Genomic DNA, 24,232 nt, shown 5'->3' with positions numbered 1-24,232 from the left:
TAAGTGTTAGCAACTTTTAAGAACCAAAGTTCTTACTAGAATTAACGTTGACGTTTTGTCTTGTTTTGTTCAGTTTTCAAGGTTCAATCGTTCGCCGCTCATTTTTGGCGACTTTATTATCTTAACACCTCTTTGTTATCCAGTCAATAACTTTTTGAAAGTTTTTTGAAAGATTTTTCAGGGTGTTATTTGTGAAACTCAGTCGCTGCCAACCAAAAAATATTATTTCGTTCAGCAGCGACGTTTATTAATATAACAAGGATCCAAACCGAAGTCAACAGATTTATGATATTTTAATATAACTTTTTTGGAACTCTGTAATATCTATGGTAAAGCCCATGTCCTTTGGTTTCCACATTGACTGTTTCCAATATGTTTTTTTCAGACAGATACTCGATAAGAACACTTAAATCTACTGAATAAGGTATGACTTCTTCCTGTTCCTGAAGCTCATTAAAACTCCATTGATCTTTTTCAGCCATTATACTGATCAAGTGCTCCGAACCTATCTTCAGTCTGGAATGGATCAGGAATTCACTTGCCAGGAATAAAAGTTCCAGCCTTTTTTCAAGATTTTCCTCACTGTTGATCAGTTCCTCATAGAGTTTAAAAATTTCAGGTTCAATTTGTTTAACCTGATTCCATACGGTTACCTCAGGGTGGAAGCCATTCTCGATCACCGCCAGACGGGCAAGGTGATGAAGGGAATGGACTACATGGTTATATGCATCAAGGTAATGCCTGTTTTCAAAAAACGCCTTTCCATCCAGATACCTTCTTATGAGCTTGGAGAATTCAAGCCCGATTTTGATCTTCCTTCCATAGAATGGGAAGTCCCTCAATTCCGTTTTTAAATTACTGATGTATTCGTTCCTGTCAAAAATAATCTTTCCATTGAACAGCCATTCAACGATTTTTCTATTAGTGCCGAGCAGCATCCATTCTTTCAGCTTTTCCTCACTTACAATATGCAAGGCGGCCTTTTGCTGTTCATATGAATAATGCTTGATGTAAACAGGCGTTTCCGATTCCTTCACTATAATGAGTAAAACTATATCAAACGTGTCTGTCAGCGGGCTTGCTTTTTGGCGCTGATCAATCATCAGAACTCCCAATGTATTTGGCTGGCTGGCCCTTTCTTGATATATGGGTCGTAAAATATCTTCCATTTATGATTCCTCCACTTACTTTCATTAGGATTACTATTTCGACGGCAAGAAAAAATATCCTCCCTCTAATGCAGTCAAATTTCGACAATCTTAAATAGACGCAACTCATTCCCAAATAAATATGGTATAGTATTTTTGTAGGAGGGACAATAATGGCGAAAAAATATTCCAGTAAAATCAATAAAATCCGCACATTTGCATTAAGTCTAATTTTTATTGGCTTTATCATTATGTATGGCGGAATTTTCTTTAGAGAACATCCTATTGTTATGACCATCTTTATGCTTCTCGGGTTGCTGGCCATCATTGGAAGTACTGTAGTATACTTCTGGATCGGAATGCTGTCCACAAAAGCCGTCCAGGTGGTTTGCCCCAATTGCGGAAAACCGACCAAAGTTCTCGGTCGTGTCGATATGTGCATGTATTGCAACGAACCGTTAACATTGGACAAGGGCCTTGAAGGTAAAGATTTCAACGAAGATTATAATAAGAAGGGTGACGCCCGTTCTAAATAAACAAAAAAGAATTGCCGGACCGGCAATTCTTTTTTTTAATGTTCTTTATTCATACTGCAATTATCGCAGGTTCCGTATATCTCCATTCGGTGATTGCGAACTTTGAAACCAGTGACATGTGAAGCCAGCTGTTCGACTTCGTCCAGTCCCGGATAGTGGAAATCAACTATTTTTCCGCATTCATCGCAAATTACGTGATAGTGGTCTGTGGTCACATAATCGAAGCGGCTGGATGCGTCTCCATAGGTCAATTCTTTCACAAGCCCCACTTCCCTGAAAACCCTCAGGTTATTATAGACTGTCGCTACACTCATATTCGGGAACTTACCTTCTAATGCTTTATAGATATCATCAGCAGTTGGGTGCGCCATAGAATGTATCAAGTATTCCAAAATCGCATGACGTTGGGGAGTAATACGGACTCCGGTTTCCTTCAGCGTGTCGATCGCTTCCTTCAATTGGACATCTGACATCGTCATGCACCTCTATTCCATAAAGATTCTTACTTTATAATGTTTATAATTAGTGTACTAACGAACTGCCTGTTTTGTCAATTAATCACTTTATTTGCCTTCGTGAAGATTCAACTCTTTTTCACCAAGCTGGTTATTAATATACCTTGCTGCCACAAACAAAAAATCAGAAAGGCGGTTCAAGTAAGACAGGACAAGCGGATTGATTTCCTCATCGATGCTTACAGCTTCCCTCTCCGCCCTTCGGACCACTGTTCTTGCAGTATGCAGCGCTGCTCCGGCAGGATGGCCACCCGGCAGGATGAAATTGGATAGTGGTGTCAATGCGGAATCCCACTTATCGATGGTTGCTTCAAGCTCATCCACATCTTCTTTAGTCACTTTCCATTTGACCTCCTTTCCTGCGGGGGTTGCCAGTTCTGCCCCTACATGAAACAAAGTCGTCTGGATCTTATGAAAGACTGTTTCGAATTCATCCCGTCCCTCAAAATATTCATTCTTAATATAGCTTAACCCAAGCCCGATTAGAGAATTCGCTTCATCACACGTGCCATAGGCTTCCACTCTCCTGTCCGCCTTTGAAACACGCTGTCCGTACACCAGGGATGTGGTACCTTTATCCCCTGTTTTTGTATAGATCTTCATCACTTAATACCCTCTTTCCAAGTCAATTTCGTTAATATAATTTACTCCATTATTCATATAGCTTTTTAAGTTCTCTTCAAAAATTGCCGCAGAACGCGGTAGGTATTCCTTTGTTCTGCTTGAGAGGTGAGGAGTTATCGTGACTTTCTCCATGTTCCAATAAGGATGGACACTTTCAAGGGGTTCAGTTTCAAAGACATCAAGAAATGCGTGAGCAATTTCGTTATTTTCAAGGGCTTCTACCAGGACCGTGCTCTTGAACAAGTCCCCTCTGCCTATATTTATGAAGACTGCTGAGGTTTTCATACATTGAAAATGCTCTTTTCCCAGCAACCCCCTTGTATAGTCCGTACTGGGGAGAACAGAGATGACGTAATCAGCTTCTCCCAGTGCACCTTCAAGGTTATCCATCTGGTACATGCTATCAAAGTTCTCTGCTTTCCTGCCACTCGTATTGATTCCCAAGACATTCATCCTGAAGGCTTTGCCCAGTCTGGCTATTTCACTTCCGATTGCACCTGCGCCAAGTATAAGCAAAGCTTGTCCAGCCAGTTCCAGCCCGGGTATTTCCCTGTGCCAGATCCCCTGGTCAATATCTTTCATTATTCTTGGGAACTGTTTGGCATACTGAAGCATCAGCCCTAACACGAACTCAGCCATCGGGATAGCATGAATTCCTTTTACATTTGTAATTAAAATCTCTTTTTCCTTTAACATCTTAAGGGGCATCAATTCCAAACCTGCTGACATGACCATGACCCAGCGCAGCTGCTCTGCCTTTAAGATATGTTCTTCATTCAGGTCTTCCCCGTATGTCACAATTACTTCTGCCTCAGCCAATGATTTCCCTGCTGACTGAATCCCCTCATAGAATTGAAAGTCACAGGCCGGAAAGGCCGCAGCCCATTTCATTTTCATTTCTTCAGGCGGCTGGAATGTAAATAATATCTTCATCACTTCACCTCTGCTTCAAGGGTGCTTCTGTAAGAACATTTTATCATTTACATTTTTGATTTCCTATTGTAATGATTCTTAAAGAAAGATCCAGGATGTCCTGGATCTTCCTGTTTCAGTCAAACCCTTTTGTACCTTCCCTTTTTTCTTTGTCTTCAGATGTGCTCTCATTGCAACTTGAGAGTTTTTTATCCTCCCCGCCTGCTTTTTCGCCTTCTTCCCATAGCTGCCCCAGGAATTCACTTACATATCTGCTTCCTGGATTGCCATCCGTGTGCAAATGTCCCGCTAATTCAGACTCTGCTTTTTCTATAAGGCCAAAAAGACTGACCCCCTCCTCATTGTCATCTTCTGAATTAAGCGGCAGCAACCCCTGCAGGACTACAGCGAAGTCATCAAGGATTCCAATGGGATGATCAGTTCCTTTATGTGAACTTAGACGCTCCTGAAGAAGCTGGTTAGCCAATTTAAGTTCTTCCAGCTCGGCTTTTAAGATTTCATTCTCTTGTTTAAGATTTTCAATTTCACAAACGAACTCCTTTGTCTCTGCCGCATTCTCGGCATGAACTGTTGTATTTATTTTCATCTGGGCACCTCCTATTTTGCGATATATTATGCCGGACCGGCGATTTAGTGAATTCATCGAAATACAAAAAGAACGGCTGCACGCTGCAGCCGTTAAAGTTCCGAGACTTATTTGAGGAGGTATGCCCTACTTTAATCTATGTAAATGAAAGGAAAGTGAATGGACAAAAGCCTCCTCTTTGTAAAAATAGGCATTACTTCAGATTCTCTTTTATATACTCCAAAGCTTCCTCCACATGGCCTTTCACCTTTACTTTCCTCCACTCCTTTGCAATGTTCCCTTCTTTGTCAATGATGAATGTGGACCTTTCAATCCCCATATATTCCTTCCCGAAATTCTTCTTCAGCTTCCAGACTCCGTATTCCCCGGCGATTTTATGATCTTCATCCACAAGAAGGAGGAATGGGAGCCCATGCTTTTCAACAAACTTTTCATGCCTGTCCTTTGGGTCTGGACTCACTCCAAGTATCACTGCATCCACTTCGGCAAATTGTTGATGCTGATCCCGGAAATCGCACGCTTCTGTAGTGCATCCCGGGGTCATATCTTTCGGATAAAAATATAGCACTACATATTTCCCTTTGTAATCTGAAAGTTTCACGGTCTCCCCATTGCTTGCTTCAAGTTCAAATTGCGGTGCCTTCTTGCCTGCTTCAACTGTCATTACTTCTCCTCCTAACATTTGATTACTTTTAGCTTACCCAAAATGCCGGGAAGCCTCAACCGTTTGACTTCCATGGAGGTCTATCTCTATGGCCATCCACAAAAAATGTTTTGATGACAAAGGCGGCAGGGATTGTATATCCCAGCCATGATTCCACAAGCGCAATCCCCCTCCCGATTCCTATAGGCGTTACATCTCCGTATCCCACAGAAAAAAGCGTGACACCGCTGAAATATAAGCAGGTGAATAGATGGTCGAGGAAATCTCCTTGAATGACTTCCCCCTCTTCCACCAGCAAGTCAACCCCTTCCACCTCCAGAAGAACGTAAACAAGGCCAAAACCAATCATCAACACGAGGTAGGAGATCCCCAGCAGCAGAAAGTTTTTAATCGAAAGATGCTTTTCCCTCCATTTAGAGGGAAAGAATAATGTCCTCAAACTCATGATCATGCATATCGCAATCGCGGTTATCAAAGTATATGCCACTGTCATCATCCTTCTTCCAGAGCTTGTCTATTCATTCTTACGTAGAATTGAAGAAAAAAATGTTTAATTACCTGCAGCAAACACATTAAAGAATGAATAAACCTCCCGAAAATCAAGTGGAAAGGTCTTGATTTTCGGGAGGTTTTGTTTTGGAGATGATTCAAGTATCTATTTTACTTTTGCTCAAGCTGTTTAGATATTTTCGGGAAATGCCTGGCGTATTAATACCTTTTCAACTTATCCAGGACAGTCTTGCAGAAACTCTGCGGTTGATGTCCTTCAAATTTCTTTTCAAGACACTTTCGCCGGCGTTTCTCTTTGGTGATGTACTTGAATGCCCTTTTAAAGACACTATTGAAAGATTTTCAAAGAACCCTTAAGAATATACAAATTGAAACTCCTGTCAGAAATTCACGAATAACCTATAGTCATTTCTCTTCTGGTTTCTAGTTACCTGCCCCCCGGTATCTTTTCACACCTTCATTCCACATAATAAAGGAAAGCGTGAAAAATACTGCACCTATCAAGGGGGTTATATAAGAAAATATATACCACTCTTCCTTGCCAAGGAAATAGGCAGCCGGATATACACCTACAAAGGCAAATGGCAGTATCCAGGTTAGGACGAAACGGATGACATTATTATAAATATCGACAGGATATCTGCCGTAATTTCCGATATTGTACATCATCGGCATGATTGACGTTTTTGCATCCGACCAGAAACCGATACTTGCAAGGGCAATGAAGATGCCGGCATAGACAAGGGCTCCGCCGATCACAAACAATACAAACAGGATGGGATCCAGCCAGCTGATGGATAAGCCGAGGTTATTTCCTGCATAAAACATTATTAAAATTCCTGTAATCACACCAAAAAGGGATTCAAGTTCCATCCTCTCTAATATCACTTGAAAAAGGCTATGGATCGGCCGGGTCAAAATCCTGTCCATTTCCCCCTTCACAATGTACCGCTCATTAAAATCCCAAATATTGAAAAACGTTGAAAAGAGCGCAAAGGGAATAAGGAAAAAGCCATAAATGAAAATGATTTCATCCCGGTTCCACCCGCTCAAAAATTGAGTGTGACCGAAAACGACAAGGATGAAAACAAGGTTGACAGCCTGGAACAGAAGATCTGAAAGGATTTCAACCACAAGGTCGGCCCGGTATTGCAGTCTTGTTTTCATATATTGTGAAACATACCTGAAGAACATTGATACGTAGAACACCTCTTACCCTCCTTGGATGATCATTTGTTTTTTGGCAAGCTGCCATAAAGCACTGATCGGGATAAATAAGATCAGTACCCACACAATTTGCAGTCCGAGGGCTTCATATACTTCGGAACCTGTATACCCTTCTGTGAAAATCATGCTTGGTACATAACTGATACTCTGAAATGGCAGAAACTTCATTACGCCCTGTGCCCAGACAGGAAAGAAGCTGATAGGAAGCAGAAGGCCTGAGAACAGGTCAATCACCACACGTTTGGCGCGGATCAATCCATCATTGTTAAACAGGAAGAAGGTGGTGATGCCTGTCAGCAAGTTGATCTGTGTATTTATCATAAAACTGAATATTATAGACATTGAAAAGAAAAGCCAGGTTGAAAGGTCAGCTGACACCTCAATCGGAAACACAAGAGCAACAATAAACATCCCGGGAACGGAGAAAAATAATAATCTGAAAATCCCTTCCCCAAGACCCTGCATTGTTTTCATGCCAAGGTAGCTGTACGGCCTGATCAACTCGACAGCCACTTTCCCCTCTTTGATTTCCGCTGCTATCTCTCTATCTATATTATTAAAATAAAAGGCCCGCGCCATCCAGGCAACAGCGATATAGGTTGTCATCTGTATGACGGACAGACCCTCGATGTCCTCTTTCCCGCCGTAGATCGCCTGCCATAGAAAATAGTAAGCACCGATATTAATACTGTAAATCAGGATGCCGCTGTAATAATTCGTCCTGTATGCAAGCATCATCAAAAACCGTATCCGGATCATTTCGATATATTTAGACAATGCCGATCCCCCCCTATACCTTCACTGTTTCTCTTTCAGCTGGTTTAATATCGACTATTCCCTGCTCGTAAATATTCCGGATGATTTCTTCCGTTGTCGTTTCTTTGATTTTCATATCCCTTACTTTATAAGCTGACACTACAAGGCCGATCAGATCAGAAATCTTGTTATCGTCCGCTTCAATCATGGCTGAATACCTCATTTCCTTCTCGTCCAGCTGCCACTCTGCCCCAAGATCTGATGTAAGGTTGTTCAATCCTTTAACGGAAACTTGTTCTATAAATTGGAACTGAATTTCTTTGTGCTCTCCCCATTCAGTTTTCAAGTTTTGAAGAGCACCATCATAAATGATCCTGCCTTCATCAAGCATGACAACCCGCTCGCAAAGGGCCTCAATATCTGAAAGGTCGTGTGTTGTAAGCAGTATGGTTGTATTGTATTTTTGATTGATTTCTTTTAAGAACTGACGGATTTTCAGCTTAACGAGGACATCAAGTCCGATTGTCGGCTCATCCAGGAATAGGAGAGGCGGATTATGTACCAGCGCTGCAGCCAGCTCGCATCTCATTCTTTGCCCAAGGGAAAGTTTCCTTACAGGCTTGTCCAGGAGCGGTTCAATTTCTAGTGTTTCAATTACATGGCCCATATGCTCTTTATATTGTTCATCAGGGACCTTATATACCTTTTTTAAGAGCTGGAAGGACTCCTGGACAGCGATATCCCACCACAGCTGGGAACGCTGGCCGAACACGACTCCTATACTCTTCACAAACTTTTCTCTTTCTTTATGGGGATTCATGCCATTGACCGTCACTTCGCCCGATGTAGGCGTCAAGATGCCGGTGAGCATTTTGATACTGGTGGATTTACCCGCACCATTTTCCCCGATATAGCCGACCATTTCTCCTTGCTTTACTGTAAAACTGATATCATTAACCGCAGAAACGATTTTATAATTACGGGTGAACAAATCACGAAAAGCACCCTTCAAACCAGAACGGCTGGAGTAGGCTTTAAAGTCTTTCCGCAAATTGTGTACTTCTATAGCATTGCGCATTTATACTCCTCCTTCAATTCAAACCATGTCATAGTGTAACACAGCGCCCTGCAAACAAGTGCAGATGATGCCTGCCCTGCATGAACCCTTTATTTGCGCATTCCCCTGCATAGTACTAAAATGAGTGAGAGATTTAGTAAAGGAGGAACTATATCAAAATGAATTTCACCAACTCTGAACGTTTACATACAAAGGCATTGGATAGCATCGTTGGAGGCGTCAATAGTCCTTCACGCTCTTATAAGGCTGTCGGTGGCGGTTCACCAGTTGCCATGGAACGAGCAAAAGGTGCCTACTTCTGGGATGTGGATGGCAATCAATACATTGATTACCTTGCAGCATACGGCCCTATCATCACCGGGCATGCACATCCGCATATTACCCAAGCGATTACAAGGGCTGCCGAAAATGGCGTACTCTATGGTACACCTACTCCATACGAAGTGAAGTTTGCTGAAATGCTGAAAGAAGCGATGCCGAACATGGATAAAGTCCGCTTCGTGAATTCGGGGACTGAAGCGGTCATGACGACGATCAGGGTTGCAAGGGCTTATACAGGCCGGGATAAAATCATCAAATTTGCAGGCTGCTACCACGGCCACTCCGACCTTGTGCTTGTTGCAGCTGGTTCAGGTCCTTCCACACTCGGTACACCTGACTCAGCCGGTGTCCCAAAAAGCATTGCCAATGAGGTCATCACCGTTCCATTCAATGACATTGAGCCTTTCAAAGAAGCCATGGAAAAATGGGGAGACGAAATTGCAGGGGTGCTCGTTGAACCAATTGTCGGTAACTTCGGTATCGTGGAACCAAAGGAAGGCTTCCTTCAACAGGTGAATGATATTTCCCATGCGGCCGGATCCCTTGTCATTTACGATGAAGTTATCACAGCCTTCCGTTTCATGTATGGCGGAGCACAGGATATGCTTGGTGTGAAACCCGATTTGACAGCCTTGGGGAAAATCATCGGCGGGGGCCTTCCGATTGGGGCTTACGGCGGAAAGGCTGAAATCATGGAGAAAGTCGCACCTCTTGGACCTGCATACCAGGCAGGGACAATGGCAGGAAACCCTGCATCGATACTTTCAGGAATCGCCTGTCTCGAAGTCCTTAAAGAGGAAGGTGTGTATGACCGCCTGGATCAACTTGGGGCGAAACTGGAAGATGGCATCCTAAAAGCTGCTGAAAGGTACAATACACCTATCTCCATTAATCGGTTGAAAGGGGCCCTTACTCTTTACTTCGCTACTGAGAAGGTAGAGAATTACGAGCAGGCTGAAGCTACTGACGGGGAGATGTTTGCAAATTTCTTCAACCTCATGCTGCGTCAGGGCATCAATCTTGCACCATCAAAGTATGAAGCCTGGTTTATGACCACCGCTCATACGGAAGAAGATATCGAGAAAACCATCAAAGCGGTAAATCTTGCTTTCGAACAATTACAAAACGCATAAAAATGCAATTATATACAAGGAGGATCCCCTCCTTGTATTTCTTTTACCCTATAATGAAAGCGTTTACAGAATATCACCATCACTTTCAGCGCCTATAACCATCCATCATTTTGAATAAAAAATTGAATTCTGACAATTCATATGATAAAATGGAATTATTATTCAGAATATTTCGTTATATATTCTGTATTCTTTGCGGAGGTGTTTTTATTGAAAGAAAAGAGAATTCAATGGAGTCCAGAACTCTTTAAAGAATTTCATAACGGTGCGCATGACGCTTGTGGGATTGTAGCATCAATCGAGAAAAATAAAGTCCCGACTAAAGATAATATTGATCGCTGTATAGAAGCCCTGGTAACCATGGATCACCGTGCTGGATTCATTAACGGAGAAGGCGACGGAGCCGGGATACATATCGACATCCCCAGAGCCGTCTGGTCCGAGAAACTTGAAACCGCTTCTATCGATCCCTCTTCAGCATTATCGCCCCGATTCACCGTCGGCCACTTTTTCATAAAAGGAATCCCAGCAGTCCAAGGTGAACAAGAAATTATCGGTAAGCTCGAAGCATCTGGTTTTCACGTGCTGCTGACTGACCTCGATTCAACCAGACCTGATTCATTGGGGCCGATTGCCGCTCAGGAAAATCCCCACTTTTTGCAAGTGGCCATGCTTTCTCCAGAAAATCAGGAGAAAACCGAAACATACAGGCAATTATTTGAACTGCTCGCCGCTATTGAAGAAAACAGCGGTATACATGCCGCATCATTGAGCCCTGACCATGCTGTATATAAAGTGATGGGAGCAGGAGCCTCACTGCAGAGCTACTACAAAGACCTGACTCACCCAAAAGCTGCCTCCACCATGACATTGGGCCATAACCGCTATTCAACCAATACACTATCAAACTTTTTCAGAGTCCAGCCATTCAGTGTAATAGGCCATAATGGTGAAATCAATACCATCAGCAAACTAAGGGCAGAAGCAAAAAAGATAGATGTACCGCTTGTGGAAAATGGAAGTGATTCTCAAGATCTGAATAGAACCATTGAAACCTTGATCGGAAGGGACGGCTACTCCCTTTTTGAAGCCATGGAACTCGTGTTTCCTCCTATCATCAATGAAATCAAACAGTATCCGGGACATCTTCAGGACCTCTACACCTATTTAAGGGAGACATGGGGGCATTTCGCCCAAGGACCTGCAGGCATCGTCTCAAGATTTGGTGACGAGGCTGTCTTCAGTGTTGACTCGCTGGGGCTCCGTCCGCTGTGGATGCTTGAGATTGAAAGCGCCTATGTATTTGCTTCTGAACCGGGAATCATCCAGTCATCTGAATTCACCGCAGATCCAAAGCCTCTCTCCCCCGGCGAAAAAGTTGGATTCTCCTGGGAGAATGATAGAATCAAAAAATTTGAGTATCCTGACTTCCAAAGCGAAGTTTACCATCGCTTTGAAGACCGGATCAATTTTAAAGGCTATAAATACAGGCTTGAAACGCTAAATCTGCCGAAACATATCCTGATGAATTACCCAACAAGCATTGAAAACGGACAATATAACGCTTTCGGCTGGGAAAGGGAACAGGTTCAACTGGTAGAACAAATGGCTGAAAAAGGTGCCGAACCAATCCGTTCACTTGGACACGATTCACCTCTTGCAGCCATCAATCCCAACCGTAAAAATGTCACGGATTTCATTAAAGAAAGCGTTGCGGTTGTTACGAATCCCGCGATTGACAGAGACCGGGAAACGGAGCACTTCTCTACCAGAACGATCATAGGAAAAAGGCCGCACTACAACTTGAAAACAGAACGGCAGCTTGCTGTCGAGCTGCTCACTCCTCTTGTAATAGAAGGAAAAGCCGGCTGGCAGGTATCAGAGACATTACAGCAGCCAAGCTATGACGCACTTGTAAATCTTTTTCAGGAAGAAAATCTCTGTCACTTTATATCTATCACCTTCACAGAAGAAGAAACGATTCAGGAGGCTTTAGATAGATTGGCAGACGAAGCCCAGGCAGCTGCAGCCTCGGGTAAAAGCCTGATTGTATTGGATGACGGGAACTCCCATCATAACGGCAGGCTTTGGCTCGATCCACATCTTGCCCTTGCAGCCGTTGATCAAAGGCTTACAGATGTATCCTTAAGAAGGGATTGTTCATTGCTTCTCCGGTCAGCGGCTATCCGCTCCCTCCATGACGTGATAGTGGCATACGGTTTTGGCGCTGATGTCATCAGCCCATACTATATGTTCTTGACGGTCCTCGAAGAAGAGACCAGTGAGCCAGTCCTTAATTTATATGCTTCCCTGCAGAAAGGCCTGGAAAAAGTCATATCGACTATAGGGATCCATGAACTCAGGGGATATGGAAGGCTCTTCTCTGCCATCGGCTTGAGCAGCGAGGTTGCAGAGAGATTGAACATTGTTAATTTCTTCGGTTCCAAGAGCCTTGCATTCAATTATGATGAAATGAAAAAAGATGCAATCCAAAGAGCCGCTGATTATTTCGATGAAAAACAAAGAATCGCAAAAAGCTTCCACCTGTTTCCACGCATTTGGAAAGCAATCGGGGATGTAGCCCGGACAGGTGATTACTCCGGCTATAGAGAAAAAATCACCGAACAGGAAGAAACAAAGCCTGTCACAATCAGGCATCTGACTTCGCTTAAGAAATCAGACAAACCTGTTGATCCAGCTAAAGTGGATATAAGCGTCGGGGACCACAGTCTTCCTTTTGCAATCGCATCGATGTCTTTCGGATCTCAGAACGAAATTGCCTTCAGGGCCTATGCAGAAGCGGCAGACCGCCTGAACATGGTCAGCTTGAATGGAGAAGGCGGAGAAATTAAAGATATGATTGGTAAATACCCTAAAACACGCGGCCAGCAAATTGCATCCGGCCGATTCGGGGTCAATGCAGAGCTACTGAATTCTTCCAATCTGCTTGAAATTAAGATTGGCCAAGGAGCAAAGCCAGGTGAAGGCGGACACCTTCCCGGATCCAAGGTAACAGCAAAAATTGCGCAGGCTCGTAATGCCACCATTGGATCGGATTTGATTTCGCCATCGAATAACCATGACATTTATTCAATTGAAGATTTAGCACAGATGATCCATGAATTAAAGACGGCAAATGATCAAGCAAAAGTCGCGGTAAAAGTGCCGGTTGTGCCAAATATCGGAACTATTGCGGTCGGGATTGCCAAGGCGGGCGCTGACATTGTTACACTGAGCGGTTTCGACGGCGGTACCGGGGCAGCAAGGATTCATGCCCTCCAGCATGTGGGGCTCCCCGTCGAAATAGGAGTGAAGGCGGCCCATAACGCCCTGCTTGAAGCAGGTTTAAGGGATACAGTGGAGATATGGGCGGACGGAGGGATCAAAAGCATGCAGGATGTCATGAAGGTCATGCTTCTTGGTGCCAATAGAATCGGATTTGGTACACTCTCCATGATTGCGATTGGCTGCACGACATGCAGAGGCTGCCACCTCGACACCTGCCATGTAGGTATCGCCACTCAGATCGAATCTGAAGCCCAGGCCAAGGACCACGGCCTCCGCCGCTTTGTACCAAGACAATTGGACCTTGCTGTATCCGGCCTGACAAACCTCTTCACTGCTTTTGGAGAAGAATTGAAAGCCTTGGCTGCTTCCCTGGGAATCCAGCGACTTCAAGATGCAGTCGGGCGTTCGGATTTACTGGAACAGGCCAGCGGCAAGGAATTTATGAACTTGGCCACCCTTTTGCAGCCGCTGGAAATCGGACAATTCCAAAAAGAAGCCGCCGCCTCGCTTGAGCAGCCGAAAGTATTGCAGGCTGTAGCAGGAGAATATCTTGACAGCAGCGTTGAGGAACTGCACCTTTCACGGGAATTCTCGGGAGTGATTTCCAATCAGCGTGTGCTGGGAAGCCGTGCTTCCGGATACCGGGTTCGTTCTAAATTGCAAGACCTCCAGTCTGAATTGAAACCTGTCCAGCTTGCTTATAAAGATTGCTCCATTCCAGGTAACGGCCTTGGGGCATATAACGTTGAAGGCATCAATATTTCCGTAAGCGGAGGCGCTCAGGACGGCCTTGGCAAATCCAGTTACGGAGGAAGCATCATCGTTACAAAAGGGAAGACGAAAGACAATCTCTTTTTTAATGGTTCTGCCGGTAAAGGTTTTGGCTATGGTGCTCAGCATGGCCTCTTGATGGTACAAGGAAATGCTGATGCACGGGCCGGAATCAGGCTGTCAGGTGCTGATATGATCATCGGCGGTCTTGTCACAAAACCTATCCCGTCAAAGGAATATGGCAATATCGGGGCAAATGCCAATATCAAGGGATTCGCCTTTGAGTATATGACAAATGGCCGCGGAATTGTTCTCGGTGACCCCGGCCCATGGATTTGTGCTGGAATGACCGGCGGTGTCGTCTACCTTCGCCATCAGCCTGAAATGGGACTGACCCAAGAGGCATTGAAAAGAAGGATCGCCAAGGGAGCCAAAGTACAGCTGCAGCCATTGAATGAACAAGGGCGACAAGATGTAACTGAGCTTTTGGCAAACTACATCCAGGTGCTTGAGAATGAGCAGCCTCAAGAAGCAGAAAACTTGAGAAACCTCCTGGAATCTCCTGATGAGCATTTCCTTCAGGTCATTCCATCGAAAGAGCAGGCAGACCCATCGGTTTCAACCGAGTAATCAGAGAATCGCATGCACAGAAACAGCAGCATAAGTAACCCGCACACTCCTTTTTCATTGATGGGACTGCGCTTGCTGCAGGTCATCATGCTTTCTGATGCCGCTTAATTATTGCTATGAGAAAAGGCTGATGTTGGATTGTAATCCGGATCAGCCTTTTTTGTTTAGGCTCTTTTCGTAAACTTTGTTGCTATTTAATTTATTTTTCAAATAATATTCTGGTAATTTACCGAAAAAACCCCTGTAAACAAGAAGGAAAAGAGCTACTCTCCCTTTTTCGAGTGAAAGACCTTGGAATACAGGGGAGAAATCCGGCTCTTGGGATTTTCCCAAAAGCAACAATGAGTGCGAAAACAGCCTTTGTTTATGACAGAGGAAATTCCCTATTCCCTTTTTCCAACCTAATCAGTAAAATAAGGTCTATGCAAAAGGAAATTGTTTAACCTTTTTCCTTTGTGTTAAATCTACAATATAGTCTATTTGTATTTTAACCACCATGAATGATACAAAATAAGTACTATGGAAAGGATATTTATAAAATGAAGTTAGGTGCCCGTATTTTCAAGACCGGGATCGCAATTGTACTCGCCCTGCTTGCAGCAGACATGCTTAACTTTCCAAATCCGGTTTTCGCCGGGATTGCGGCAGTATTTGCCGTCCAGCCAACCATTTACCGCTCTTATCTTACTATCATTGAGCAAATCCAAGGCAATCTGGTTGGAGCCATTCTTGCTGTTGTACTTGTTTTATTATTTGGCCATAACATATTGGTCGTCGGGCTGGCAGCAATCATTGCTTTGATCATTATCTTAAAACTCAAGATCGAGAATACCATCGGACTTGCTCTTGTGACGCTCATTGCCATAATGGAAGCGCCGCAGGAAGATTTTATACAGTTTTCATTGATCAGGTTCTCCACAATCATGACTGGGGTATTTGCTTCTTTTGTAGTCAACTTGATCTTTATCCCTCCGAAATATGAGACAAAGCTGTATCACAAGATTGAAGATGTTACCGAGGAAATTTTGAAGTGGATCCGCCTGAGCAACAGGCATTCGTCTGATTTTCATCTGTTAAAGAAAGATTTTGAGAAAATCAGGGAAAGATTGACCAAAAGTGAGCAGCTCTATTTATTATACAAAGAAGAGCGCAATTACTTAAAAACAAGCGACATTGCAAAAAGCAGGAAACTGGTCATATACAGGCAAATGATCTCCTCTGCCAGAAGAAGTTTCGAAATCCTCAAGCGCCTTAACCGGTATGAAAATGAAATTAATCAGCTTCCGGAAAACTTAAGAAGCTCCATTACAGAGCAGTTGGACTGCCTTTTGACTTTTCATGAACAGCAGCTTCTTCGCTTTATCGGCAAAATGCATACAGTAACGGAGAAGGAGTATACCAATACCGTTTGTTTAAACAGAAAAGAAATGATGAATCTGTTTATGGATGAAATCAATAAATCGTATAATGAAAATGATATCAACACCTTTCATATCCTTCATATTTTCTCTGCGATTTTTGAATATGATGAACAGCTAGAGCACCTTGATACATTGATTACCAGCTTCCAATCCTATCATAAGGAAGAAAATGAAATAACGGTCAAAGATACGGAAGATTGACAGAAAAAAGATGCCTCGGCGGGCATCTTTTTTTAATTCTTCATTTTTGGATCAAGTGCATCCCTTAGACCATCACCCATGAGATTGAATCCCAACACGGTCAGCATGATGGCCAGACCTGGGAATATCATGGTCCATGGAGCATCGAGCATGTATCTGCGGGCGTCTGAAAGCATTTTTCCCCACTCGGGATCAGGCGGCTGAGCTCCAAGTCCCAAGAACCCAAGTGCTGCCGCTTCCAGGATTGCTGTCGCAATGGCCAGCGTCCCCTGAACGATGATTGGCGCCATACTGTTGGGCAGTACATGACTGAAAAGAATCCTTTTGTCACTCATCCCGATCGCCTTTGCAGCCATAACATACTCTTCCTGTTTAACACTTAATACCCGTGACCTGATTAACCGTCCAAAATTCGGTATATTGATAATCGCAATGGCAATCAAGGCATTTCGCAGCGAGGGACCCAATGCTGCAACTACTGCAATCGCGAGCAGGATGCTTGGAAAAGCCAGCAGGATATCAAAGAACCTGGAAATGATGGTATCCACCCATCTTCCATAATAGCCGGCGACGATCCCTAACAAGCTTCCTACGATTGCTGAACCGATAACCGCAAAGAATCCTACCGTTAGTGAAATCCTTGCACCATGGATAATCCTGGATAGAATGTCCCTCCCAAAGTCATCCGTCCCAAGCCAATAATCTGCAGAAGGCGCTTGGAGCCGGGCATCCAGATTCTGTTCATTGATGCCCTGTGGAGCTATAAGAGGACCCGCAACAGCAAGGATGATAAAGAATAGCACGATCCCCGAGCCAACCAATGCAGTCTTGTTGCGACGAAAACTTTTCCATGCTTCTTTCCATGGAGAGATGGTTTCTTCTGAAGCTTTTTGTTTTATTTCACCTGTGTTTGGTGCCAGTTCTGCCATGATGGACACCTCTCTTTAATTGTATTTGATTCGAGGATCGACTGCTGCGTACAGAAGATCGACAATAAGGTTGATTGTTACAAAAATAGCTGCCACTACCAGGATCCCGGATTGGATTACAGGGTAATCACGGTACCCTATGGCATCAAATATATATCTTCCGATTCCCGGCCAACCGAAAATGGTTTCCGTCAGAATGGCTCCTCCGAGCAAAAGGCCCATTTGCAGTCCGATGACCGTCAGTACTGGTATTACTGCATTTTTTAATGAATGCTTATAAACAACAAGGAACATCTTCAGCCCTTTTGCCCTTGCTGTCCTGATATAATCTGATTTCATAACTTCGAGCATGCTTGAACGTGTCATCCTTGCAATGATGGCCATAGGAATGGTTGCAAGTGCAAGTCCCGGAAGGATCAAATGCCTGAGGACAGCTCCGAACTTCTGGAAATCACCTTGAATCAGAGTATCGAGTAAATAGAGATTCGTTATCGCATCCACTGGATTTCTTATGTTCTCCCTTCCAGTAGTCGGAAGGATTTCAAGTTGGATTCCAAACACCCATTGCCCCATCAATCCAAGCCAGAAGATTGGAACAGACACTCCGACCAATGCAAGGATCATAGCCGTATAATCAAACCAGGAATTTTGAAACCAAGCGCTTATGATTCCTGCATTGACACCTATGACCACCGCGATGATCATGGCCACTAAAGCCAATTCAAAGGTAGCTGCAAGATAAGGCCAAATCTCACTTGAAACAGCTGATTTCGTTCTGATGGATTCCCCAAGGTCACCTTGGAAAAGCCCTGCTAAATAGTGAAAATACTGAACATACCATGGATTGTCCAATCCAAGCTGATCTCTTAGCGCCGCCACGGCCTCTTTTGTTGCCTGCTGACCGAGAATGGTTTGAGCCGGGTCACCAGGAATTGCCCTGATTATCATAAAAACGATAAAAGTCATTCCGAATAAGACCGGGATAAGCTGCAGTAATCTGCGAATCGTATATTGAAACATTATTGGTCACCTCTTTTAGTAAGGCATAAAATCTTGCTGCCGCATTCTTGAATCGGAGGTAAGCCTTGGTTTTGATTGCCCTGGCTCCCCCGTAAACTCATAAAATATGTACAAAAGGGAGAAATCCGAGAAATCCCCCCTTTGTTCTTTCTTTATTCGATTTCTACGCCGCTCAACAAGTCAGAGCCAGTTGGATGCGGTTTGAAATTCTTGATCTTAGAGCTTCCTGCCAATAGCGGTGTTGAGTGAGCCAAAGGCACCCAAGGAGCATCTTCATGAATGATTTCCTGAGCCTGCTTATAAAGCTCGGAACGCTTATCTTCATCGACTTCCGACTGAGCTTCGATCAGAACTTCATGAAGCTCATCGCTGCTGTAATAAGAGTAGTTGTTGCTTCCGATATTATCCTTATCAAGTAGAGTGTAAAGGAAGTTATCCGCATCTCCGTTATCACCTGTCCAGCCTAGAAGGAATGCATCAGCTTCACCTTTGCTGGCTTTGTCCAGGTATGTTGCCCACTCAAATGATACGATTTCCGCTTTTACCCCGATTTTAGCAAAGTCTGCCTGTATTGCCTCAGCTACTTTTTGGCCATCCGGCATATATGGGCGTGGAACCGGCATTGCCCAAAGCTCCATTTCAAATCCATCAGGGTAGCCTGCTTCTGCAAGCAATTCTTTTGCTTTATCAAGATCGAATTCGTATGGTTCAATATCATCGTTATATCCATTGATTACTGAAGGCATCGGGTTCTTAGCCGGTTCTGCTTTCCCTTCGAAGAACGCATCGATGATTGCCTGTTTGTTTACTGCGTGATTAAGGGCCTGGCGCACTTTAGGATTGTTAAATGGTTCTCTTGTAGACGTCAATCCCAGATAGCCAACGTTTAACGATGGGCGTTCGAATAATTGCAGGTTCTCATCCGAAGTGATTTTTTCTGCATCACTAGGATTGATCCCGTCTGCCAAGTCGATTTCACCTGAAATCAGGGCATTCAAACGCGCTGAGTTCTCAGGGATGGACTTGAAGATGACCTGGTCAAGTTTCGGCAGGTCTTCTTGCCAGTAGTCTTCATTTTTTTCAAGGACGATTTTGTCATTTTCTTTCCATTCAACGAATTTAAATGGTCCGGTACCGGCATCCGTAGGCTGTTTTGCAAACTTATCGCCAAGGGATTCAACCGCTTCCGGACTTGCCATGGAGAACGGGCTCATTGCAAGGTTCTTCAAGAAAGGTGCTTGAGGACGCTTCAATGTGATTTCTACTGTTCCTTCATCGACGGCCTTCACTTCCTTGATTACATGGCCTTCGTCAGCTTTAAATCCGCCAAACATGGATCCATAGTAAGGAAATTCATCTGCAGAACCATTCATCCAGCGTTCAAAGTTGAATACCACAGCATCTGCGTTGAAGTCTGTTCCGTCCTGGAACTTGACTCCGTCCTGCAGTGTGAATGTATATGTCAATCCATCTTCAGAAACATCCCATTCTTTAGCAAGGCCAGCTTGAACTTCTGTATCCTGCTCTCCGAACTTAACAAGTGTTTCAAATATGTTCTTTGTGACTTTGAAAGACTCACCATCTGTTACAGTGATTGGATCGAGCCCTACCGAGTCACCTCCGCGTCCAAAAATCAATGTTTTTGAAGCAGAGTCGTCACCTCCTGACCCCTCGTCAGAACCACAGCCATAAAGCGCGGTGGAAACTGCCATCAGAAGCACTAAAAGTACTGCCCAGCTCCTTCTCTTCAAATAAATCCCCTCCAATAATTTTTATATATGCTTACGTCACTTGCTGTCTTCATAGAGATGGCAAGCAACATAATGCCCTGGTAAATGTTCCTTGAATTCAGGCGTCTTGCTTCTGCACACGTCCATTGCATGTGGACATCTCGTGTGGAAAGCACAGCCTGACGGCGGATTCGAAGGACTCGGGATATCACCCTGCAGAAGGATTGTATCCCTTTCGAAAGCCGGATCCGGAATCGGAACCGCTGATAATAAAGCCTGGGTATATGGGTGGAGCGGTTCAACATACAGATTTTCACTTTCACTCAGCTCTACCATCTTCCCCAGATACATGACGCCCACCCTATCACTTATATGCCTAACGACACCTAAGTCATGAGCGATAAATATATAGGTCAGATCAAACTCTTCCTGAAGCTCTTTCATCAAGTTAAGGACCTGTGCTTGAATAGACACATCCAGCGCAGAGACGGGTTCATCGGCTATGATCAGCTTAGGCTGGGTCATCAGCGCCCTGGCTATGCCGATCCTCTGTCTCTGCCCGCCGCTGAACTGGTGGGGATAGCGTTTTGCATGATAGCTGCTCAAACCCACAATCTCCAAAAGCTCATGGACCTTCTTCTTTCTTTCCTTCGCGGATCCCATCCCATGCACAATCAAAGGTTCTTCCAGAATTCTTTCAACTGTATGCCTGGGATTAAGCGAAGCATATGGATCCTGGAAGACCATCTGGATATCCCTGCGGATTTTCCTCATGTCTGCCTTTGAAAGACTCGTAAGCTCTTTATCTTCAAAAGTGACCTTTCCTTCAGAAGGGTCTATTAATCTCATCAGCATTCTGCCGGTGGTTGACTTCCCGCAGCCGCTTTCTCCGACAATTCCAAGGGTTTCCCCTTTTCTCACCTGAAATGACACGCCGTCAACAGCCTTAACATGATTGACCGGCCGCCCCATAATCCCTCCTGTGATCGGAAAGTGCTTCTTGAGCCCTTCAACCTTTAACAGCGGTTCTGTCATTCGCCATCTCCTCCTTGCTGTCATATAAAAAGCAGCGGCTTGTATGGCCGGGTGCTGTTTCATAGAGTTCAGGTGTTTCGCTTATACAGCGGTCAAAAGCGAACTCACATCTGGCTGCAAACCGGCATCCGTGCTTGATCGATCCTGGTTTCGGAACACTTCCCGGAATGGAATATAGCTTCTGCTTCTTATACCGCATGTCAGGGACGGATTGTATAAGCCCCTTTGTATAAGGATGCTTAGGGTCATTGAAAATGTCCTCCACCGTTCCTTCTTCAACCACTTTTCCTGAATACATCACGATCAGCCTCTCACAAGTCTCCGCAACGACGCCAAGATCGTGAGTGATCAGGATTACGGCTGTATTCATTTCTTTATTGAGCTGTTTCATCAATTTAAGGATCTGGGCCTGGATCGTCACATCCAGAGCCGTTGTAGGTTCGTCGGCAATCAATACTTTCGGGTCGCAGGCCATCGCCATGGCAATCATGACCCTTTGCCTCATCCCGCCTGAAAGCTGATGAGGATATTCATTCAGCAGTTCGTCTGCTCTTGGCAGCCCGACCAGCTGCATGATCCTGACTGCATCTTTCCTTGCTTCTGCTTTACTGTTTTTTTTATGTATTCTGATGGCTTCCGTGAGCTGGTTGCCAATCGTAAAGACCGGGTTCAGGGAAGTCATCGGCTCCTGAAAAATCATAGCTATATCATTTCCGCGTATTTCTCTCATTCGTTTTTCAGTTGCCTTTGTCAGATCTTCATCTTTGAACAGGATTTTACCGCCTGTTATTTTTCCAGGAGGACTTGGCACCAGTCCCATAATTGATAAAGACGTAACGCTTTTTCCACAGCCGGACTCACCGACAATCCCCAAAATTTCTCCTTCATTCACATGAAAGTTAACCTGGTCCACTGCAGGTACTTCTCCGTCATCTGTAAAAAAAGTGGTCTGGAGCTCTTCCACTTTTAAAATAGGAGTATTTGCTGTCATCTCTATAACCCCCCTAAGAAAGACTATTTAAAATTTTATAACATTTCTGAAATGTCTTGTAATTTATTATACATTGCCTCTCGAAAGAATCAATAGCCTTTGAACAATTAGTAGATAGAAAGCCGCTCTATAGTCATTTACTCCTACGTAGAATCTTTTGTTTCAGGAGCTTTCAGGAGTGAAAAGTTCTCCTGTTGATGGAATAGGATATTAAATATAAGATTTCCGACAAAAAAAGCGTTATTTCGCTCTTTATTTCATAGAAAAAGAGCTGGATCGATTTTGATCCAGCTCCGTAATTTCTAATTATACTTCATTAAAATAATATATCTGTATTTCTTTGGTATTTCTAACATGATCAAAATTTAGTGCAAATGTATGATGACCGTTCCCGGATCATTGGTCAAGCTGTTGTACTTGAAACAGCTTATAATAATGGCCCTGTTTTTCCATCAGCTCGGAATGGCTTCCAATTTCAGCTATTTCGCCATATTCAATGTGAATGATGCGGTCCGCGTGGGTGATGGTGGACAACCTGTGCGCTACAATGAAAGTAGTCCGATCCTTGGCCAATTTCTCCATCGCTTCCTGAATGAGGTGCTCACTTTCAAGATCGAGGGCGGATGTCGCTTCATCCAGAATTAAGATCGGCGGATTTTTCAAAAATACCCTCGCAATTGCAACCCTTTGCTTCTGGCCTCCGGAGAGCTTCACACCCCGCTCGCCGACTTTGGTATCGTACCCTTGCGGCAGACTCATGATAAAGTCGTGCGCATTGGCTGCCTTGGCAGCAGAAACGACCTCTTCATCAGAAGCATCCGGCTTACCAAACAGGATATTTTCCTTGACCGACTCACTGAACAGAATATTATCCTGGAGAACCATACCAATATTGTTCCTCAAGCTTCTGACCTGATATTCCTTGATGTTTCTGCCATCCAGTGTGATTTTTCCACGGGTGACATCATAGAACCGGGGAATCAGGCTGACAAGCGAGGATTTTCCTCCGCCGCTCATACCGACAAGCGCTACGGTCTCTCCTGCCGGGATCTTTAAGTTGATGTCACGGAGAACTTCTTCATCTTCGGCATTATACTGAAAGTGCACTCCATCAAAGACAAGTTCACCTTTAACATTTCTGCATTCTACAGCCCCCGGCTCATCATCGATATCATATTTCTCATCCATGAATTCGAAGACCCTGTCCATGGAAGCAATGGACTGAGTAAGCGTTGTGGAAGAGTTGACAAGCCTTCTCAGAGGATTATAGAGTCTGTCTACATAAGCTATGAACGCTGCCATTACCCCTATGGTCAGGTTATCATTGATTACTTGCAGCCCTGCATAGCCGATGACTATCAGCGGAGCGATATCCGTTATCGTATTAACGACGGCAAACGCCTTTGCATTCCAGCTGGTCTGTACTAGTGCCTTATCCAGGAAGTGGCTGTTGTGCCCCCTGAATTGCTTTTGTTCATGGCCTTCCATAGCGAAGCTTTTGATTACGGACATCCCTTGCACTCTTTCATGAAGGTAACTTTGGACTTCTGCAAGTGCCTGGGAGCGGTCCCTGGTCAGTTTTCGCAGGTTGCCGAAAAAATACTTCACAGAAATCGCATAAAACGGGAAGGCGATCAACGATACAAGCGTAAGACCCACATCATATGTAAACATAATCGCAAGAGCAATAATGATGGTCGCCACGTCCAGCCAGAGATTCATCAACCCCGTAATGACAAAGTTCTTTGTCTGTTCCACATCGTTGATTACTCTTGAAATGACTTCTCCCGCCCTGGTGTTTGAATAATATTTGAAGCTCAGCTTCTGTGTATGGCTGAATAATTTATCCCTTAAATCATATAAAATCTTACTGCCTGTCCATTGAGCGAAATACTGTCTGTAATATTCCACGGGCGGGCGGACAATAACGAAAATAAAAATCATGACACCCATTATCCATAGGAGCTTTTCCGTCTTTTCCCCGCCGGAAAGTGTGTTGCTTCCCACAATATCATCTATAACATACTGAATCAGTATAGGGATCAGCAAAGGGATTGCAAATTTTATGATACCAATTAAAAGTGTACCGATTATCTGCAGTTTATAAGGTTTAACAAACTGCATAAAACGTTTAATACTGTCCATCCATTCATCCTCCTCTCGGTATTTTTCCCTGTGAAAACAA

Annotated in this window: 22 protein-coding genes; 5 read left to right on the top strand and 17 right to left on the bottom strand. The window is 44.1% G+C overall.

Annotated elements, in window-relative coordinates:
* Positions 1-293: 293 nt before the first annotated feature.
* Positions 294-1,169 (bottom strand): nucleotidyltransferase-like protein, encoded by an 876-nt coding sequence (locus D3H55_RS13865; protein ID WP_119547606.1) that lies wholly within the window; start codon positions 1,167-1,169, stop codon positions 294-296.
* Positions 1,170-1,321: 152 nt separating this feature from the next.
* Between D3H55_RS13865 and D3H55_RS13860 the strand changes: the two genes are divergently transcribed.
* Positions 1,322-1,684: a YgzB family protein gene (locus D3H55_RS13860; protein WP_119547604.1), complete on the top strand. Its 363-nt coding sequence runs from the start codon at positions 1,322-1,324 to the stop codon at positions 1,682-1,684.
* A gap of 35 nt (positions 1,685-1,719) precedes the next feature.
* Here D3H55_RS13860 and perR read toward each other — a convergent pair whose 3' ends face one another.
* From perR to D3H55_RS13830, 6 genes are all read right to left on the bottom strand, one after another.
* On the bottom strand, positions 1,720-2,157 hold the full coding sequence (gene perR, locus D3H55_RS13855) for a peroxide-responsive transcriptional repressor PerR (protein WP_136035709.1): 438 nt from the start codon (positions 2,155-2,157) through the stop codon (positions 1,720-1,722).
* A gap of 90 nt (positions 2,158-2,247) precedes the next feature.
* A complete protein-coding gene (locus D3H55_RS13850; RefSeq protein ID WP_119547626.1) occupies positions 2,248-2,802 on the bottom strand; it encodes a cob(I)yrinic acid a,c-diamide adenosyltransferase in 555 nt (184 codons plus the stop codon).
* Positions 2,803-2,805: 3 nt separating this feature from the next.
* Positions 2,806-3,756, bottom strand: a complete 951-nt coding sequence (locus D3H55_RS13845; protein WP_119547600.1) for a D-2-hydroxyacid dehydrogenase — start codon at positions 3,754-3,756, stop codon at positions 2,806-2,808.
* A gap of 115 nt (positions 3,757-3,871) precedes the next feature.
* A complete protein-coding gene (locus tag D3H55_RS13840; protein ID WP_119547598.1) occupies positions 3,872-4,342 on the bottom strand; it encodes a hypothetical protein in 471 nt (156 codons plus the stop codon).
* A gap of 193 nt (positions 4,343-4,535) precedes the next feature.
* Positions 4,536-5,006 (bottom strand): thioredoxin-dependent thiol peroxidase, encoded by a 471-nt coding sequence (gene bcp, locus D3H55_RS13835; protein ID WP_119547596.1) that lies wholly within the window; start codon positions 5,004-5,006, stop codon positions 4,536-4,538.
* Between the two features lie 55 nt (positions 5,007-5,061).
* Positions 5,062-5,499 carry an ion channel gene (locus tag D3H55_RS13830; protein WP_119547594.1) on the bottom strand — a complete coding sequence of 146 codons (438 nt, stop codon included), beginning with the start codon at positions 5,497-5,499 and terminating at the stop codon, positions 5,062-5,064.
* Between the two features lie 143 nt (positions 5,500-5,642).
* On the opposite strand from D3H55_RS13830, the gene D3H55_RS13825 reads away from it, so the two are divergent.
* On the top strand, positions 5,643-5,873 hold the full coding sequence (locus tag D3H55_RS13825) for a hypothetical protein (protein ID WP_119547592.1): 231 nt from the start codon (positions 5,643-5,645) through the stop codon (positions 5,871-5,873).
* A 66-nt stretch (positions 5,874-5,939) separates the two neighbouring features.
* Here D3H55_RS13825 and D3H55_RS13820 read toward each other — a convergent pair whose 3' ends face one another.
* From D3H55_RS13820 to D3H55_RS13810, 3 genes are read right to left on the bottom strand one after another with little or no spacing between them, the layout of a single operon-like run.
* On the bottom strand, positions 5,940-6,725 hold the full coding sequence (locus D3H55_RS13820) for an ABC transporter permease (protein ID WP_119547590.1): 786 nt from the start codon (positions 6,723-6,725) through the stop codon (positions 5,940-5,942).
* Between the two features lie 3 nt (positions 6,726-6,728).
* The gene (locus D3H55_RS13815) at positions 6,729-7,520 is read right to left on the bottom strand and encodes an ABC transporter permease (RefSeq protein ID WP_119547589.1); all 792 of its coding nucleotides are present in this window, start codon (positions 7,518-7,520) and stop codon (positions 6,729-6,731) included.
* Positions 7,521-7,533: 13 nt separating this feature from the next.
* On the bottom strand, positions 7,534-8,577 hold the full coding sequence (locus D3H55_RS13810; protein ID WP_119547587.1) for an ABC transporter ATP-binding protein: 1,044 nt from the start codon (positions 8,575-8,577) through the stop codon (positions 7,534-7,536).
* A 158-nt stretch (positions 8,578-8,735) separates the two neighbouring features.
* On the opposite strand from D3H55_RS13810, the gene D3H55_RS13805 reads away from it, so the two are divergent.
* Together D3H55_RS13805 and D3H55_RS13800 are read left to right on the top strand one after the other, a co-directional pair.
* Positions 8,736-10,031: a glutamate-1-semialdehyde 2,1-aminomutase gene (locus D3H55_RS13805; RefSeq protein WP_119547585.1), complete on the top strand. Its 1,296-nt coding sequence runs from the start codon at positions 8,736-8,738 to the stop codon at positions 10,029-10,031.
* Between the two features lie 141 nt (positions 10,032-10,172).
* The gene (locus D3H55_RS13800; protein WP_420808753.1) at positions 10,173-14,720 is read left to right on the top strand and encodes a glutamate synthase-related protein; all 4,548 of its coding nucleotides are present in this window, start codon (positions 10,173-10,175) and stop codon (positions 14,718-14,720) included.
* Positions 14,721-14,870: 150 nt separating this feature from the next.
* Here the strand turns inward: D3H55_RS13800 and D3H55_RS24320 are convergent, their stop codons facing one another.
* Positions 14,871-15,053, bottom strand: coding sequence for a hypothetical protein (locus D3H55_RS24320; protein ID WP_168413089.1), 183 nt, complete (start codon positions 15,051-15,053; stop codon positions 14,871-14,873).
* A 167-nt stretch (positions 15,054-15,220) separates the two neighbouring features.
* Here D3H55_RS24320 and D3H55_RS13795 point away from each other — a divergent pair, with 167 nt between their 5' ends.
* Positions 15,221-16,342, top strand: a complete 1,122-nt coding sequence (locus D3H55_RS13795) for an FUSC family protein (protein ID WP_338067945.1) — start codon at positions 15,221-15,223, stop codon at positions 16,340-16,342.
* A gap of 32 nt (positions 16,343-16,374) precedes the next feature.
* Here the strand turns inward: D3H55_RS13795 and nikC are convergent, their stop codons facing one another.
* From nikC to D3H55_RS13765, 6 genes are all read right to left on the bottom strand, one after another.
* On the bottom strand, positions 16,375-17,271 hold the full coding sequence (gene nikC, locus D3H55_RS13790; protein WP_119547581.1) for a nickel transporter permease: 897 nt from the start codon (positions 17,269-17,271) through the stop codon (positions 16,375-16,377).
* A 15-nt stretch (positions 17,272-17,286) separates the two neighbouring features.
* A complete protein-coding gene (locus tag D3H55_RS13785; RefSeq protein WP_119547579.1) occupies positions 17,287-18,291 on the bottom strand; it encodes an ABC transporter permease in 1,005 nt (334 codons plus the stop codon).
* Positions 18,292-18,443: 152 nt separating this feature from the next.
* A complete protein-coding gene (locus tag D3H55_RS13780) occupies positions 18,444-20,042 on the bottom strand; it encodes an ABC transporter substrate-binding protein (protein ID WP_240628580.1) in 1,599 nt (532 codons plus the stop codon).
* Between the two features lie 36 nt (positions 20,043-20,078).
* Positions 20,079-21,056 carry an ABC transporter ATP-binding protein gene (locus D3H55_RS13775; protein ID WP_119547577.1) on the bottom strand — a complete coding sequence of 326 codons (978 nt, stop codon included), beginning with the start codon at positions 21,054-21,056 and terminating at the stop codon, positions 20,079-20,081.
* Complete coding sequence (locus D3H55_RS13770; RefSeq protein WP_119547575.1) at positions 21,031-22,047, bottom strand: ABC transporter ATP-binding protein; 1,017 nt, start codon at positions 22,045-22,047, stop codon at positions 21,031-21,033. The genes D3H55_RS13775 and D3H55_RS13770 overlap by 26 nt, the downstream gene beginning before the upstream one ends.
* Positions 22,048-22,443: 396 nt before the next feature.
* On the bottom strand, positions 22,444-24,192 hold the full coding sequence (locus D3H55_RS13765; RefSeq protein ID WP_119547573.1) for an ABC transporter ATP-binding protein: 1,749 nt from the start codon (positions 24,190-24,192) through the stop codon (positions 22,444-22,446).
* Positions 24,193-24,232 lie beyond the last annotated feature (40 nt).

The organism is Bacillus salacetis (assembly GCF_003581585.1).
GTDB lineage: Bacteria > Bacillota > Bacilli > Bacillales > Bacillaceae_B > Rossellomorea > Rossellomorea salacetis.
Note: the sequence above shows the minus strand (reverse complement) of the source record. Positions and strands in the feature narration are given on the sequence as shown.